This is a genomic window from Dyella sp., assembly GCF_036746095.1.
In the GTDB taxonomy this organism is placed as follows: Bacteria; Pseudomonadota; Gammaproteobacteria; order Xanthomonadales; family Rhodanobacteraceae; genus Dyella_B.
This window is the reverse complement of the sequence record NZ_DAIOEU010000023.1, coordinates 19,431-35,971: the sequence shown is the minus strand read 5'-3', so window position 1 is coordinate 35,971 and position 16,541 is coordinate 19,431. Positions and strand designations below refer to the sequence as shown.

At 62.7% G+C, this 16,541-nt stretch carries 13 protein-coding genes; 5 read left to right on the top strand and 8 right to left on the bottom strand.

Features of this window, described 5'->3' with window-relative positions; all coding sequences use genetic code 11:
- Window positions 1–107 precede the first annotated feature (107 nt).
- Window positions 108–1,880: an ABC transporter transmembrane domain-containing protein gene (locus V7M64_RS11400; protein WP_333679266.1), complete on the bottom strand. Its 1,773-nt coding sequence runs from the start codon at window positions 1,878–1,880 to the stop codon at window positions 108–110.
- A gap of 102 nt (window positions 1,881–1,982) precedes the next feature.
- Window positions 1,983–2,582 (bottom strand): YigZ family protein, encoded by a 600-nt coding sequence (locus V7M64_RS11395; RefSeq protein WP_333679291.1) that lies wholly within the window; start codon window positions 2,580–2,582, stop codon window positions 1,983–1,985.
- 82 nt (window positions 2,583–2,664) lie between these two features.
- Here V7M64_RS11395 and V7M64_RS11390 point away from each other — a divergent pair, with 82 nt between their 5' ends.
- A complete protein-coding gene (locus tag V7M64_RS11390; protein WP_333679265.1) occupies window positions 2,665–3,423 on the top strand; it encodes a YdcF family protein in 759 nt (252 codons plus the stop codon).
- Between the two features lie 74 nt (window positions 3,424–3,497).
- Window positions 3,498–4,256: a YdcF family protein gene (locus V7M64_RS11385; protein WP_333679264.1), complete on the top strand. Its 759-nt coding sequence runs from the start codon at window positions 3,498–3,500 to the stop codon at window positions 4,254–4,256.
- A gap of 144 nt (window positions 4,257–4,400) precedes the next feature.
- Here V7M64_RS11385 and V7M64_RS11380 read toward each other — a convergent pair whose 3' ends face one another.
- The gene (locus V7M64_RS11380) at window positions 4,401–5,462 is read right to left on the bottom strand and encodes an NAD(P)-dependent alcohol dehydrogenase (protein ID WP_333679263.1); all 1,062 of its coding nucleotides are present in this window, start codon (window positions 5,460–5,462) and stop codon (window positions 4,401–4,403) included.
- A gap of 177 nt (window positions 5,463–5,639) precedes the next feature.
- On the opposite strand from V7M64_RS11380, the gene V7M64_RS11375 reads away from it, so the two are divergent.
- Both V7M64_RS11375 and V7M64_RS11370 read left to right on the top strand, forming a co-directional pair.
- Complete coding sequence (locus V7M64_RS11375) at window positions 5,640–6,593, top strand: AraC family transcriptional regulator (RefSeq protein WP_333679262.1); 954 nt, start codon at window positions 5,640–5,642, stop codon at window positions 6,591–6,593.
- 132 nt (window positions 6,594–6,725) lie between these two features.
- Window positions 6,726–6,890, top strand: a complete 165-nt coding sequence (locus tag V7M64_RS11370; RefSeq protein ID WP_333679261.1) for a hypothetical protein — start codon at window positions 6,726–6,728, stop codon at window positions 6,888–6,890.
- A gap of 20 nt (window positions 6,891–6,910) precedes the next feature.
- Here the strand turns inward: V7M64_RS11370 and V7M64_RS11365 are convergent, their stop codons facing one another.
- The 5 genes from V7M64_RS11365 to V7M64_RS11345 form a co-directional block, all read right to left on the bottom strand.
- On the bottom strand, window positions 6,911–8,341 hold the full coding sequence (locus tag V7M64_RS11365; protein ID WP_333679260.1) for an aldehyde dehydrogenase family protein: 1,431 nt from the start codon (window positions 8,339–8,341) through the stop codon (window positions 6,911–6,913).
- A gap of 2 nt (window positions 8,342–8,343) precedes the next feature.
- Window positions 8,344–9,993: an acetolactate synthase large subunit gene (locus V7M64_RS11360; protein ID WP_333679259.1), complete on the bottom strand. Its 1,650-nt coding sequence runs from the start codon at window positions 9,991–9,993 to the stop codon at window positions 8,344–8,346.
- Window positions 9,994–10,350: 357 nt separating this feature from the next.
- Window positions 10,351–11,718, bottom strand: a complete 1,368-nt coding sequence (gene xseA / locus V7M64_RS11355) for an exodeoxyribonuclease VII large subunit (RefSeq protein WP_333679258.1) — start codon at window positions 11,716–11,718, stop codon at window positions 10,351–10,353.
- A gap of 112 nt (window positions 11,719–11,830) precedes the next feature.
- On the bottom strand, window positions 11,831–12,571 hold the full coding sequence (locus V7M64_RS11350; RefSeq protein ID WP_333679257.1) for a hypothetical protein: 741 nt from the start codon (window positions 12,569–12,571) through the stop codon (window positions 11,831–11,833).
- A 280-nt stretch (window positions 12,572–12,851) separates the two neighbouring features.
- Window positions 12,852–14,303, bottom strand: coding sequence for a phospholipase D-like domain-containing protein (locus V7M64_RS11345; RefSeq protein WP_333679256.1), 1,452 nt, complete (start codon window positions 14,301–14,303; stop codon window positions 12,852–12,854).
- A 226-nt stretch (window positions 14,304–14,529) separates the two neighbouring features.
- Between V7M64_RS11345 and V7M64_RS11340 the strand changes: the two genes are divergently transcribed.
- Window positions 14,530–16,470, top strand: coding sequence for an acetyl-CoA hydrolase/transferase C-terminal domain-containing protein (locus tag V7M64_RS11340; RefSeq protein WP_333679255.1), 1,941 nt, complete (start codon window positions 14,530–14,532; stop codon window positions 16,468–16,470).
- The last annotated feature ends 71 nt before the right edge of the window (window positions 16,471–16,541 follow it).

Genomic DNA, 16,541 nt, shown 5'->3' with positions numbered 1-16,541 from the left:
TTGAATGATTATTTAAATCGATAGAAATAGTTATCCCTAAATCGCGAGCCGCGTAGGCTGGGATGAAATCCCAGCATCAAGAGCCGCATCAAAGCCGGCGCACCCGCTCAAGCCACAAACTGCAGGCGCGCCAGCTCCGCATAAAGTCCGCCTTCCGCCAGCAGGCTTTCGTGGGTGCCTTGCGCCACGATGCGTCCGCCATCCATCACTACGATCCGATCCGCGCGTTGCACGGTGGCCAGGCGGTGGGCGATCACCAGGGTGGTGCGGCCCTTTTCCAGTCGCTCCAGGGCTTGCTGGATCGCCGCCTCCGATTGCGCATCCAGCGCCGAGGTCGCCTCATCCAGCAACAGCAGCGGCGCGTTGCGCAGAATCGCACGCGCAATCGCAATGCGCTGGCGCTGGCCGCCGGATAGTCGCACCCCGCGCTCGCCCAGCTCAGCCTCATAACCATCGGGCAGCATTTGGATGAAGTCGTGCGCTTCGGCGGCGCGGGCCGCGGCGCGGACTTCCTCGTCGCTGGCATCCTGGCGGCCGAAGCGGATGTTGTTGGCCGTGGTGCCGCCGAAGATCACCGTTTCTTGCGGCACCAGGGCAATTGCGCCGCGCAGCTCGGGCAAGGCCATGGCGCGCAGGTCGATACCATCGAAGCAAATGCGCCCGCGCTGCGGATCGTAGAAGCGCAGCAGCAGTGCAAATACCGTGCTCTTGCCGGCGCCCGAGGGACCTACCAGCGCCACCGTTTCACCGGGGCGGATATCCAGGTTGAACTGATGCAGCGCCGGCGCGTCCGGGCGGGTGGGGTAGTGGAACTCCACATCCTCAAAACGCAAGGCGCCGAGTACCGGTTGCGGCAAGGTTTGCGGATGCGGCGGGTCGGCAATCGTCGGTTCCTCGTTGAACAGTTCGCCGATACGTTCCATCGCGCCGGCCGCGCGCAGCACGTCGCCCCACACGTCGGAAAGGCCCATCATCGATCCGCCGGAGAGCATCGCGTACACCACGAACTGCGCCAGCACGCCGGCATCCAGGCTGCCATCCAGCACGTCGCGCGCACCCACCCACAGCACCAGTGTGATCGCGCCGAAGAACAGCACGATCACTGCCGCGGTCAGCAATGTGCGCATGCCGATCCGTTCGCGCGCCGTCGCCAGCGCGCGCATGATGGCGTTGCCATAGCGATCACTCTCGATGCCTTCGCGCGCATATGCCTTTACCGCGGTGGCGGCATTGAGCGTTTCATTGGCGATGGCGGCAGTGTCGGCGAGGCGATCCTGGCTGGCGCGCGAAAGCTTCTGCACGCGGCGCCCGAAAATCAGGATCGGCAGCACCACCGCCGGAATCACCAGCGCGGTAAGGCCGGCCAGGTGCGGGCTGGTCCAGATCATCGCCGCCGTTGCGCCGATCAGCATCACTGCGCTGCGCAGCGCCACCGAAATGCCGGAGCCCACCAAGGCCTGTACCACTTCCGTATCGGTGCCCAGGCGCGAAATAAGTTCGCCCACGCGATTGCGTTCGAAGAAGCTCACGTCCAGCCGAATCACGTGCGCGTACAGCTTGGCGCGCAACGCAGCGAGCGTGCGTTCGCCCAGGAGCGAGATGCAATAGAAGCGCGCCGCCGTGGCAAACGCCATCACCAGGGCCACCACGAACAATCCAAGGAAGCTGGCATTGATCGCCGTGAGGCTGGAGTTGCGAAAGCCATGGTCGATCATGTGCCGCACCGCCATCGGCAGCACCAGCGTAGAGCCGGAAGAAATGGCCAGGAACGCCAGCCAGCCCACCGCCAACATGCGATGGGGTTTCACGAACGGCCAGAGCAACTTCAGGGAACCGATACGGCGACGGGGCTTGGGATCGTTCGCGGGCGTCGAGCTCATGAGGTTCGCCGTGAGGGAGATGGAGAATCAGATAAGGGTGGCCGGAGGTGATTCAATGATCGTTCCGCGCGCCGCGCGTGATGGCGGCGAGGCAGGTGCGGGCTACCCCTCAAGCGCATACCCCTCGCTCCGTCCACGGCTGATATCGACGATACGCGCCCTGGCCTCATGCACCCGTGCGGCGGGAAGACGCATCCGCAACGTTACCCCACCGGCCTCGAAGCTTTCCTGCTCGATCTCCACGCCAAGCTCTTTCAGCCGCGCTTTCATCAGCGCCAGCTCGGCAAACTCGCAGTGCAGACCCAGCCGCGCCAACGCCACGATAGGCGTCCGCTCGGCCAGCCGCAGGCATTCGGCCGCCGTGCCGCCATAGGCCCGCGCCAGGCCGCCAGCGCCCAGCTTGATGCCGCCGTACCAGCGCGTCACCACCACCACCGCACGATCGATACCCTGGCCCTCGATCGCCTGCAGGATCGGGCGCCCGGCGGTGCCGCCCGGCTCGCCGTCGTCGTTGAACCGGTAGTCCTGGCCGATACGGTACGCCCAGCAATTGTGCGTGGCGGACGCATCGCTCACCTGCTGCACATAGGCCAATGCCTGCTGCGGTGTTTCCACCGGAGCGGCCCGGGCGAGGAAGCGGCTTTTGCGAATGTCTTCGCTGTGCTGGAACGGCGCAACGAGGGTGTGCAGTATCGACGTCATGCTGCGCAGAGTAGGGGAAGCGCGTTCTGCGGTCACATGGCGCTTGCATTAGGCTTACGCTTTTTCGACCGGGATGGCTCGCATGTTGCTGCTGTTGCTACTGCTTTGCGTGCTGGGTTTGGTGGCAAATCGTTTTTGCCGCCGCCGTGCTGGATGGGTGTGCTACGGCCTGGCACTGGTCTTGTTCGCAGCCAGCGCTTGCGGTCCCGTGCCCATGTGGCTGGCCATGCATCTGCAAGCGCCTTATGCCGGCCATCCAACCGTCACCTGGGCGCCGCGCAATGCCATCGTGGTGTTGGGCGCAGGCAACACGCTGATTTTCGCCACCGGCGAAGTGATCCCACCCGTGACTGCGGGCAACCGGCTGGTCGAAAGCTACGCGCTATATCGCGAATGCAAGCGGACCGGCAACGATTGCAAGCTGATCGTCAGCGGCGGCGATGGATCCCATGTCGGCAAGAGCGAAGCGGCAGTGTATGGCGATACCTTGCTGCGCATGGGCGTGAACCGCGACGACCTCATGCTTGAGTCGCGCAGCCTGAATACCTGGCAGAACGCCCAATTCGTGCAACCCATGCTCAAGGCCTATGCACCACAGCGCATAGTGCTGGTGACGTCGGCGATGCACATGCGTCGCGCGCAAAAGGCGTTCGAGCACTTCGGCATCGATGCCTTGCCAGTGCGCGGCGATTACGTTGGCTTGTGGTACTCATGGCTCCCCAACAGCCAGAGCATGGCGCTGACTGACAGATGCTTGCATGAATACGCCGGCGTGCTGGTATACGACATCTACAATGCCATGGGCTGGAATCCGCCCGCGTACAGGCATGCTGCGCGCTGATGCACCGTCGATGACGCGCCTGCGGTCATAGAAAGCTTGCGTTACGCTTGTTTCTTTCGACAAGGAAAACTTGCATGTTGCTGCTGTTGTTGCTGCTTTGCCTGATGGGTTATGTGGTAGGCCGCTTTCGTCGTGACCGTGGCGGATGGGTGTTCTACGGACTGGCATTCGTGCTGTTCGTGGTCAGCGCCTGCGGTTTCTTGCCGGCGTGGCTGCTCACGCACCTGCAAGCGCCGTATGCCACCCGGCCCAAGGTGACCTGGGCGCAGCGCAACGCCATCGTCGTGCTGGGCGTGGGCACCTCGCGCGTGGCGGCCACCGGCGAGGTAGGCCCGATGATCTTCGCCGGCAACCGGCTGATCGAAAGCTACAAGCTGTACCACGCCTGCAAGCAAAGTGGCAGCGAGTGCAAGGTGATCGTGAGCGGCGGTGACCCTTTGCACTACGGCAGGGCGGAAGCGGAGGTTTACGGCGATGCGCTCGTGGACATGGGCGTGGACCGCAATGACCTCCTGCTAGAAGCGAATAGCCTGAATACCTGGCAGAACGCGCAGTTCGTGCGGCCGATGATCAAGGCATACATGCCCCAGCGCATCGTGCTGGTGACCTCGGCCGTACATATGCGCCGTGCGCAGACATACTTCGAGCACTTCGGCATGGATGCCTTGCTGGTGCGCGGCGATTACGTCAATGCACGTCCGACGTGGTTGCCCAATGGCTGGAACATGGCGCTTACCGACATGGCCTTGCATGAATATGTGGGCGTGCTGACGTTTCACATTTACAACTTGATGGGTTGGAATGCGCCGCCGAGCCGATACGGCGCAGCTTGACGTGCAGCTAAGGTGGTGGGTCTGCTCCGCATCAGTGCTTGTCTATTGATAACGAGTTTGAGGCGGCTTCAAAATCGAGCATCGCGATCAATCGTTCCCTCCCCTGCAGGCAGGGGAGGGAACTGCTTGGCTGCGGTTTGTGATTCACGCTGACTTCTTCAGCGACGCCATATCAATCACGAACCGATAACGCACATCGCTATTGAGCATGCGCCCGTAAGCCGTGTTGATGTCCTGGATGTCGATCATCTCCACGTCCGAGACAATGCCGTGCTTGGCGCAGAAATCCAACATTTCCTGTGTTTCCGCAATGCCGCCGATCAGCGAGCCCGCCAGCGAACGGCGGCCGAAGATCAGGCTGCCGGCGTGCACCGGAGGATTCACCGGTTCCACCAGGCCCACCAGCACGTGCACGCCATCGATCTTCAGCGTGGCGAGATATGGATTGAGATCGTGCTGGTGCGGCACCGTGTCGAGAATGAAATCGAAGTGGCCGGCGACCGCCGCCATCTGCTTCTCATCGGTAGACAGCACTACGTGATTGGCGCCCAGCCGGCGCGCTTCGGCTTCCTTGCCGGGCGAACGGGTGAACAGCGTGACGTCCGCACCCAATGCCTTGGCGAACTTCAGGCCCATATGGCCCAGGCCGCCGAGGCCCACGATGGCCACCTTGTGGCCCTTGCCGATCTTCCAGTGGTGCAGCGGCGACCAGGTGGTGATGCCGGCGCACAGCAGCGGCGCGGCAGCTTTCGGGTCCACGCCTTCCGGTATGCGCAGCACGAATTTGTCGCTCACCACGATGCGCTCGGAGTAGCCGCCGTAGGTCATCATGCCGTCGCGACGGTCGCGGCTGTTGTAGGTGAAGGTGGGCATCTCCTTGCAGTACTGCTCCAGGCCTTGTTCGCAAGCCGCGCAATGCTGGCAGGAATCCACCATGCAGCCCACGCCCACCAGGTCACCTGGCTTGAAGCCGCTGACCTGTGCGCCCACCGAGGCCACGCGGCCAATGATTTCGTGACCGGGCACCACCGGATACTGGGAGCCACCCCATTCATTGCGGGCCGTGTGGATGTCGGAATGACAGACGCCGCAATACAGAATGTCGACCACTACGTCGTCCGCGCGCGGATCGCGCCGGTCGAACTGATGGGGTGCCAGCGCGGTAGTGGCGGATTGCGCGGCGTAGCCGCGGATGCTCAGGGCCATGCGGTTCTCCAGGGACATGAAAACGAAGGAAGGCCGCAAAGTATGCGCAGCGCAGCAAAAGCGAAGTAGCCGAATCCTGCTAGATGCTTGCTTGATCCTGCAAATTCACCCCTGAACACTCGCTTTGATATGCAGTAACAGGCAAGCTTCACGCGTTCCAGGTAGGCGGTATTCCGCATGAACACTCAGCTCAAACCGATCGAGATGCCTTCCCGCCTCGAGCAGGATCGCGAGGAATTGACAGCCATTGTTGAACGATACGCCCAGGCGGAAGGCGTCACCCAGACAGCCTGGCCGGCCCTGTCGTTCTTCCGCGCCGATGCTCCCAGCGACCGCAGCTGTGCCATGTACGAACCGTGCCTGGGGTTGCTGCTCCAGGGCAACAAGCACGTGCTGGTGGGCGATGAACGGCTGGAGCAGGAATATGGCTACTACCTGATCAACTCCATCGATGTCCCAGTCACCGCCCAGGTGGTGCGTGCCTCGCCGCAGCAGCCCTGCCTGTGCATCACCTTGCGCCTTGACCCCGTGCGCATCGGCGAATGGCTGTCGGAAGTAAAACTGGCCAAGCCGGCGACTGCCACCGCGCGTGGCATTGCCCTGAGCCCGATCAGCGCCGAGGTGCTCGACCCGCTGCTGCGCCTGGTGCGCTTGCTCGATTCAGCCCACGACCTGTCGTTGCTGGCGCCGTTGATCGAACGCGAACTGCTTTACCGATTGCTTACCGGCGAGCAAGGCGTGCGCCTCGCTCAGATCGCCATGGCCGGCGGTCAGGGCCAGCAGATCGCTCGCGCCATCCAGTGGCTGCGAGTGCATTACAACAAGCCGCTGCGCATCGCCGAACTGGCCAGCATGGTGAACATGAGCCCCTCGTCGCTGCATCACCACTTCCGCCAGATCACCGCGATGAGCCCCTTGCAATACCAGAAAGTGTTGCGCCTGCATGAGGCCCGCCGCTTGCTGCTGACCGAAGGTTGCGACGTGGCCACCGCGGCGCATCGCGTCGGTTATGAAAGTCCCTCACAGTTCAGCCGTGAATACAGCCGGCAGCATGGCGCGCCACCGTTGCGCGATGTGATGCGGTTGCGCGCGATGGGCGCGCCATGCGTGGAGCTTGAGGCTTCCGCGTAACCCCTATCTCGTCATTCCAGCGCAAGCTCACTGCTGTCCGGCATGCGTTTTGCGAATCCATGGCGACATGATGGATCACAAGCACTTAGCGTCGTCTGCCGATGCCGCGGCTCGAAAAGCGCTAGAAGCTCTATGGCCGTCATTCGCTTTCGCGGGATGACGGCCGTGGGGATTGCCTGCGAAGCAGCGCAAAATACGTACCGGACAGCAGTGATTCGCTGGAATGACGTCGTTTTAGCTTTCCGCAAGGACGACGGAAAATTTCCCCGGGGCAGCAATGGGCGTTCGCCGGAATGACGACGTCGGAATGATGCGGGTCATGTCTCCCGCATCACCATTAACCGAATCTCGGTCATGTCCTCGATCGCATAGCGCACGCCCTCGCGTCCCACGCCAGACAGCTTCACACCGCCATAAGGCATGTTGTCCACGCGGAAGCTCGGCACGTCGTTGACGATCACGCCGCCTTGTTCCAGCTCATCCCACGCGCGCATGCCGTTGGAAAGGCTGTTGGTAAAGATGCCGGCCTGCAGACCGTAATCGGAGTCGTTGACCATCGCGAACGCCTCGTCGATGTGTTCGAACGGCACCAGCAGCACGAATGGCCCGAATACTTCCATGCGATTGACCTTGGCATCCTTCGGCACGTTTTCCATCACCGTGGCTTCCAGCATGTTGCCCTTGCGCTTGCCACCGCAGAGAATCTTGGCGCCGGCCTGCTGCGCTTCGTTGATCCAGCCTTCCAGTCGTGTTGCTGCCGCTTCATCGATCATTGGGCCGAGGAACACGCTCTTGTCCTTCGGATCGCCGGCCTTTAGCTGTTTCACGGCGGCAACCAGGCGTTGCTTCAGTTCCTCATAGAGCGATGCATGCGCATAGATGCGCTGCACGCTGATGCAGCTCTGGCCGGATTGATAGAACGCACCAAAGATCAGTCGCTCGATCACCCTGTCCAGGTGCGCGTGCTGATCGGCATCCACGATGCACGCGGCATTGCCGCCCAATTCCAAGGTCACCTTCTTGTGGCCGGCGCGTGCTTTCAGATCCCAGCCGATCTGTCCGCCGGTGAAGGACAGCAGCTTCAGCCGCTCGTCTTCCACCAGCGGCGCCGAGTGCTTGCCGTCCAGCGTCAACACGGAAAAGGCGCCTTTGGGCAGATCGGTTTCTGCCAGCACCTGCCCGATGATCAGTGCGCCGACAGGTGTTTTTTCCGAAGGTTTCAGCACGAACGGGCAGCCGGCGGCGATCGCCGGCGCCACCTTGTGCGCCACCAGGTTCAACGGAAAATTGAACGGTGTGATGAACGACACCGGCCCCAGCGGCACGCGGCGGGTAAACCCGTGGTAGCCATCCAGGCGTCCGGCCAGTTCCAGGTTCAAGGTTTCGCCATTCGCGCGTACGGCTTCGTCGGCGGCGATGCGGAAGGTTTCGATGAGGCGCGTCACTTCGCCGGCGGCATCCTTGATCGGCTTGCCGGCCTCGATGCACAGCGCCATGGCGAGTTCGTCGTAACGTTCCTGAAAACGCTTCACGCAATGCTGCAAGACGGCCTGGCGCGCCCAGGGTTTGAAGCGTTTCATGGGGCCAGCCGCTTGCACGGCCGCGCGAATGGCTTCTTCCGTGGCTTGCGCATCCGGCACGGCCACGCGCGTGGCGACCTCGCCGCTGAACTTGTCGTATACCTCCATCATCGCGGAGGAGGTGCGCGGCTCGTTGGCCAGGTAATAGGGATAGGTTTTATCGAGCATGCTCATTCCTTCACCGCGGCGCTCAGGCTGCGGATTTCTTCGTCCAGCACACGATGGTTGTCGGAATAGTCGATTGCAAGGTCAATCAAGTGCACGCCGCCTTCGTCGAAGGCGCGTTGCAGGGTAGGGAGAAATTCATCCGCGCTTTGCGGACGGTGCCCATGCGCACCATGCGCTTGGGCAAAACGCACGAAGTCCGGATTGCTGAACTGCATGCCGTAATCGGCATAGCCCATCTCCGCCTGCTTCCAGCGGATCATGCCGTAGGCGTCGTCGCGCAATAGCAAGATCACCAGGTCCAGCTTCAAGCGCACCGCGGTTTCCAGCTCCTGCGCGTTCATCATGAAACCGCCGTCGCCGCAGATCGCCAGTACCTTGCGCTCCGGGTACACCATCTTCGCCGCCATCGCCGAGGGCAGCCCTGCACCCATGGTGGCGAGCGCGTTGTCGAGCAGCACCGTGTTGGGCTGGCGCGCCTTGTAGTAGCGCGCATACCACAGCTTGTACATGCCGTTGTCCAGGCACAGGATGCCGTCGTCCGGCATATAGCGGCGCGTGTCGGCGACGATGCGCACGGGGTGCATCGGGAAGCGTGCTTCATCGGCGTACTGGCCAAGCTGATGCCGGAACGCTTCGCGCACCTTGTTGAAATACTGGAAATCCCAGTGCTCCTGCACACTCAGCGCATCGGTCAGGCGTTCCACCGTGTGCGCGATATCGCCCACGACCTCGATCTGCGGGAAATACACCGTATCCACTTCGGCCGAGGAGAAATTGATGTGGATCACTGTGCGCCGCCCGCGCTGCATGAAGAACGGCGGCTTCTCCACCACGTCGTGGCCGACGTTGATGATCACGTCCGCCGCATCGATCGCGCGATGCACGAAATCGCCATCCGATAGCGCCGCATTGCCCAGCCATAGCGGATGATCCTCATCCACCACGCCCTTGCCCATCTGCGTGGTGAAGAAGGGAATGCCGAGCTTGTCGATAAAGGCGCGCAGGGCCACCGCCGTGCGCTGGCGATTGGCGGCGGCGCCGATCATCAGGATGGGATGCCTGGCGAGGCTGATCGCTTCGGCCGCCTGCACCAGCGCGGCATCGTCAGGTGAGGGCCGGCGCGCGTACTCAGTGGGCAGCAGGATGTATTCGTCCACTTCGTCGCGGGCTATATCTTCCGGCAATTCCAGATGTACGGCGCCGGGGCGTTCTTCCTCCGCACGGCGGAATGCTTCGCGGATGCGCGCCGGAATCGTTGCCGCCGATACCAGCTGGCGCGTGTACTTGGTGAGCGGCTGCATCATGTCCACCACGTCCACCAGCTGGAACAAGCCCTGCTTGTGGGTGCGGATCGGCTTTTGCCCGGTAATCATCAGCATCGGCATGGCGCCGAGCTGGGCATAGGCGGCGGCCGTCACCAGGTTGGTGGCGCCAGGGCCCAAGGTGGATAGCGCCACGCCCGCTTCACCGGTCAGCCGGCCCCAGGTGGCTGCCATGAAACCGGCTGCCTGTTCGTGGCGGGTCACGATCAGCTTGATCGACGATTCCCTCAACGCCTCCACCAGGTCGAGGTTTTCCTCGCCCGGCACGCCGAAGATGCGGGTCACCCCTTCGGCTTCCAACGCTTTGACAAACAAGGCCGCGGCCTTCATGCATCGTCTCCAGGAAAGATAGCGCTGCTATTTGTACTCCGATGTTCGATTCGTGCGGGAATGCGTTTGAGTCGCGTGAAGAATGGATGGCCGGCCAACCATCGTAGGTTGGGGTGAGCGAACGCGAACCCCAACATCGCGGGGTCCTTGCAAGCTGGCCAGAAACTCTCGCTCGTCATTCCAGCGAAAGCTGGAATCCAGCGACTTTGGCGCCAAAAAAAGCACTGGATTCCAGCCTTCGCTGGAATGACGAAGAGGGGATATCACCGGATACGTGCATGCCATGTTGGGGTTCGGCTGCGACTCACCCCAACCTACGCGGTGATGGTCTGGCATGACGGCATGTGGATGATGCGGCTATTTCTTGCTGACCCGCAACGCCAACTCGCCATCCGCCAGCTTCGCCCGCAACGGCGTATCCACCGCTACGTTCTGCGCCGACCGCAATACCTTGCCTTCTTCATCGAACAAGATCGCATAGCCGCGCTCCAGCGTCGCCAGCGGGCTCACCGCGTGCATCGCGCGCGCAATCTGCTGCACATTCAGGCGCTCGCGTTGCAGCTTGTGTTGCGTCATATGGCGCAGTTGCAGCGCATGCTGTTCGAGCCGCTGGCGTAACAGCGCGACGCGTTGGCGCGGATGTTGCGCCAACAGCCGCGCATGCACGCGATCCAGCCGAATGGTTTTCCGCGTGAGCTGCGCCTGCCGGCAGGCAAGCAGGCGACGCTGCAATTGCTGCAACCGTTGCCGATCGCGGGCCAACCGCGCCTGCGGGCGTTGTGCCTGCAAGCGCGCCAGCAGGTGGTCGAGCCGTTGAATGCGGGTGTGCAAACGCCGCTCGTGGATGGCGACCGTACGCTGATGCAGCTGTTCGACATGACGGCGCAGCGCGAGGATGTCCGGCACCAGCAGCTCCGCCGCCGCGGAGGGTGTCGGTGCACGCAGGTCGGCGACAAAATCGGAAATACTGAAGTCGATTTCATGCCCCACCGCACTGACCACCGGCACGGTGCTGGCATGCACCGCGCGCGCCACCTGTTCGTCGTTGAACGCCCACAGGTCTTCCAGCGAACCACCGCCGCGCGTGAGCAGCAGCACGTCGTAGCGCCCGCAGGCCGATGCCTTGCGCACCATGGACACGATCGCCGGCGGCGCTTCGCGCCCTTGCACCGGCACGGGCAATACGTCTACTTCCACCAGCGGCCAACGCCGCGACATCACGCTCAATACATCGCGAATGGCGGCACCGGTCGCAGAAGTGATCACGCCGATACGGCGTGCAAAGCGGGGCAGGGGACGCTTGCGTTCCTGTGCAAACAGGCCTTCCGCATCCAGTTGCGCCTTCAGCCGCTCGAACTCGCGCTGCAACGCACCTTCGCCGGCCGGCTCCATATGCTCCACCACCAGCTGGAATTCGCCGCGCGGCTCATACAACCCCACGCGCGCGCGGCACAGCACGTGCACGCCGTCTGCCGGCCGGAAGCGCAACCCCATGCTCTTGGTCTTGAACATGGCGCAGCGCACCTGCGCCAGGCTGTCTTTCAACGTGAAATAGAGATGGCCGGACGCCGGGCGCGCCACGTTGGACAATTCACCTTCGATCCATACCAACGGCAAGGCATCTTCCAGCAAACCGCGTACCAGCCGGTTGAGCGTGCTGGGTGTAAGGACGTGTCGGGTCGGCTTGCCGCCGGCACCTTCGGTGAAATCGTCGGGCGCGTGCATGGACGCGGGAGACTAGCACGAATGGCGCTGACAGCATCGTGTGAAGATGCAAAGCGACATGACGTTGCACTGACCGGACCCACGGCCGGCCAGTGCAAGGATGTAGCGAGGCTTACGACCCGCTGCAAGAGGCTAGCGGAATGGCGATCGGGAAGATCTGATTCAAATTGATGGCCACTGAGCTGCCACAGGCAAGATTCGCGTTAAGCAGGCCGAGCACGGACGCACTGGCGCTGATGTTGGCAGCATTGATCAGAAGGCTTGGTAGCGGCGCGTCAGTCACGCTCACGGAGCCCGTGCCACCATGCGTCGCAAGTTGCGCCAGGCCGATGCCGAGCACGCTCGCGCTAACGTTGATATTGCCGCTGGGTGTGGTGAGCGTAAGCGGCGATGAGGTCAACGAGAAAGAACTGCCCTGCAAGGAGGCCTTGACGCTCGACAGTGCATTGCTGACGGAAAGCGTGTCCGATCCGCCTCCACTGCCGATGATCGATCCATTGTTCGCATCAATGTTGACGATGGAGAAGACCAGGGCATTGGATACGGTGGTGCCGCCGATCGTAAAGATGCCGCTGCAGTTCGCGGCAATGGCGACGTATAGGCCACCGCTGTTGCTGATCGGGTTGGGTGATTGGCAATTCAACGCGACGCTGCCGGACGGCGTTGTGCCGTTGCAGCCGAGGGCGTAGCCATTGCCGTTGGTGCCCGCCTGGCACTCAAGGATAACGGGGCTGTTCGTTTGCGCGTGGACCGGCCCTGCACTCAGGAATGTAGTTGCTACCGTCAGAGCCGCCATGGCCAACATGCTGGTCACACTGGTCGCGTTGAATGTGAAGACAGACGTACGCTTCATAAGTGCCTCCTCGCTACGACGTAAGACAGCGTTAGGTGGCCGGGCACCATCGGCGGGTGCAACGCGCTTCGCAAGGTCGCCTGACTATCCCCGGGCGGATCGAGCAGACGCAGTGGATCGCATGTCGAAAGGATGCCTGTCTGCTCGGCTGGACTCTAGTCACGAGCAACGAAAGGTTTCGTGTAGGCACTGCGAGGAAAAGCAGCACGCAATCCGTCCCCGTTTCTCTCTGTGATCGTCGTCACCGCTGGCTGGGATTCCATCGCAGCCGACGGCACCATCACATGTCGTCGTATTCGCGCATTTCGCGCAGGCGTCGTGCATGCCGCTTGCGCCATCGCCATGCGCGAACCCCGGTATTGATCGCAAACCACGCGGCGATGACCGCCAGCGGCCAGGCGATCACGGCAGGCCAGAGCACGGCGATAACCGTGAGCGCGGCGAACAGCAATGTGACGCTCAGCAGTGTGCCGGTTTCGGTATCGCCCAGCACGCGGCGATCGGTCAGTGCCGCACCCATGGTGTTGGCAATGCGCAGCGCGCCTGCCGCGGCACGGCTGGAACTCCCGCCCACGTGGCGTGGCTGCGGTGGACGTGCTTCGCTGCTGCGCACGCGTTCGCCGCGCCGATAACGCCGCCGCGCCAGCACGATCTCGGTGGCGTTCTCCAGATCCTTTTCGTATTGCGCTGCAAGTTGCGAGGCAAAGCCGGCATCTTCGATCGCCACGTCGATCTCGCGGTTGTTCAACCAGCTGGCGAGATTGAGATTGGAAGAACCCACGCGCGCCCATTGGGCATCCGCCACCGCCGTCTTGGCATGCAGCATCGAACCATTCCACTCGAACACGCGAATGCCGGCTTTCAACAATGGCCGGTAGCCCGAGCGCGACAGGCTGGCTACCAGCGGAATATCGCTGCTGCCCGGTACCAGCAGTCGTACATCCACACCATCGCGCGCGGCGGCGGACAAGGCTTGAACATAGGGCGCCACGCCCACGAAATACGCATCGGTCAGCCACAGGCTATGGCGCGCCATCGCAGCGATCAGCTGGTCCAGCCGGTACATGCCCGCGGTGGCCGGCTGGGTGGCGATCACGCGCAGCGCCACGTTGCCGATTTCCGTGTCGGCAGGGACGGGTGCATAGATGGGATGCGCACCGCCGGCGGCGATCCAGCTATCGGCAAACGCCGCTTCCAGCTCCAGCACCGCGGGCCCGCGCAAGGCCAGGCCGGTATCGCGCCATGGCGGTACGTGACGCGACGGATCGCCCAGCCATTTCCCACTGATGCAGACACCGGACAGGAACCCCACGCGCCCGTCCACCACCAATTGCTTGCGATGATCGCGGCTCATCCAGCCGAGGGCTTGCCCGAACTGCGGCGGGTTGAATACGCGCACTTCACCACCGGCCTCGCGCAACGGTTTCCAGAAAGCCGAACCGGACTGGCCCAGGCAACCCAGCCAATCCACGATGACAGCAACCTGCACGCCGCTGCGTGCGCGTTCCGCCAGGGCATCCCGAAAGGCGCGCCCGACCTCGTCGTCGCGAACGATGTAGTTCTCCAGCAGCACCCGCTGCTGCGCGCCGCGGATGGCTGCAAGCCAGGCCCCGAAATGCTGCTCGGCATCGATCAGCAATTCCACCTTGTTGCCGCCCAGCAGCGGCGCGCCGGCAGCACGGCTCAACGCTTGTTCGGCGAGCAGGCGATGGGGAGGGGGCGAGGTAGGCATGCGGGAAGTATAGGGATGTAAGTTGGAGTGCAAACCCGCGTGGCGTTTACAAAAGCGCGTGAAGCGTATTGCTCGCTACGAACAACGCCCTCCCCGGTGACAGCGGGGGAGGGGATTGCACCTCTCACAGCGGAGGGTCGACGCCAATCAGGTGCAAGCAGAGGGGGGCTTCGCACTGAAGCATGCCCCACGCTTCCTTTTCGACGCTTTCTGGCATGATCGCGCCATGTTGCCAGAGCAGCGTTTTACGGATACCGATGCCTGCGCGCGCTTTATCGTCGAGCGGCTGGGGGCTGACCTGCGCGTCGCGGCGCCGCTGGGTCTGGGCAAACCGCATGGCCTGCTCAATACCTTGTACGGCCTGATGCAGGCCGATACCTGGCGCTCCATGACCTTGTACACCGCCTTGTCGCTGGTGCGGCCGCGCGCGAAGAGCAAGCTGGAAGCACGTTTCCTGGATCCCTTCGTGGAGCGCCACTTCGGCGCCGGCTATCTCGATCCGCAATACGCCATCGACCAGATGCAAGGCCAGTTGCCGCCCAATGTGGCGGTGCACGAGTTCTACATGCAATCGGGTGCATTGCTGCACTCGGCCAGTGCGCAGCGCCACTACATCAGCCAGAACTACACCCATGTCGCGCGCGACCTGGTCGTGCAGGACATCAACCTGCTGGTGCAGCTGGTTGCACGGCGCGAAACGCCCGCCGGCGTGCATTACAGCCTGTCCTGCAATCCGGACCTGACGCTGGATTTTCTCGATCGCCTCAAGGCGGCCGGCAAGGCGCGGCCATTGTGTGTGGCGGTAGTGCATCCATCCTTGCCCTACATCACCGGCGCGGCGGAGGTCCCGCAGAATTTCTTCGATGTCGAACTCGCTCCCGTAGCCTCGCCACCGCTGTTCGCACTACCCAGAATGCCAGTGGATGCAAGCGAATATGCGCTGGGCTTGCATGCCAGCGCATTGGTGAAAGATGGCGGTTGCCTGCAGATCGGTATCGGCGCTTTGTCGGACGCCTTGGTGAAAGGATTGTTGCTGCGGCATCAGGACAACACCGCCTGGCGAAAAATGCTGGTGGCGCTCGATCCACACGGTGCGACGCATCGACTGGCCGAACGCTTCGGCGGCCTGGGTGTTTTCAAGACCGGCCTGTACGGCTGCAGCGAAATGGTGCTGGATGGCTTCATGCATCTGGCCAAGGGCGGCATCCTCAAGCGGCGCAGCTGGGACAATCTTGCGCTGGAGCGCGCTGCGGCCGGTGGACGCCTGCCGGACGACGTCCCCGGCGGCCATTACCTGCGCGGTGCATTCTTTCTTGGCACACGCGACCTCTACGAATGGCTGGATACCACTGTGGGCAGTGACGTCGATGCGATCGACATGTGCCCGGTTTCCAACGTCAACCAGCTGTATGGGGACCACCAGTCCCTGGCCATGCTGCAGCGTCGCGGTGCGCGTTTCTTCAACACCTGCATGATATCGACCGTGCTCGGCGCGGCGGCTTCCGAAACGCTGGAGGACGGCCACGTGGTCAGCGGCGTCGGCGGCCAGTACAACTTCGTCGCAATGGCGCACGAACTGCCCGATGGCCGTTCCGTACTGCTCCAGCGCGCCACGCGGTACGGGCGCAACGGTGTGGAAACCAATATTCGCTGGCATTACGGCCAGAACACCATCCCACGGCATCTGCGCGACATCGTGGTAACCGAATATGGCGTGGCGGATCTGCGCGGCAAAAGCGATAGCGAATGCATCGAAGCCATGTTGGCGATCAGCGATGCGCGCTTCGTCGATGCGCTGGCGGCCGAAGCCAAGTCGCACGGAAAACTGGCTGCCGATTTCAAGATTCCGGAAGCCTGGCGCAAGCATTGTCCTGAAGCGCTGCACGAGGCGTTGGCCAAACCGATGCGCAAGGGACTGCTGCCGGCGTTTCCCTTCGGTAGCGATTTTACCGAGGTTGAACGGCGCCTGTTGCCAGCCTTGGGATGGCTGCAATCGTCCGGTGCCACATGGAAAGGCCGCTGGCAATTGTTCAAGGCACTGTGCAAGCCGGGCGAAGCCAGGGCGGAAGAAGCCGCAACGCTGGAGCGCATGCAACTGTCCACAGCGATTTCGTTGAGCGATCGCCTGCAACGCCGGCTGCTGCAAGCTGCATTACGCCGCCAGTAGGTTGGCCGCAACGTCTGTTCGCAATGATGACGTCATTCGATTATCTCGCCATCCGAATTGCGCAAATCAGC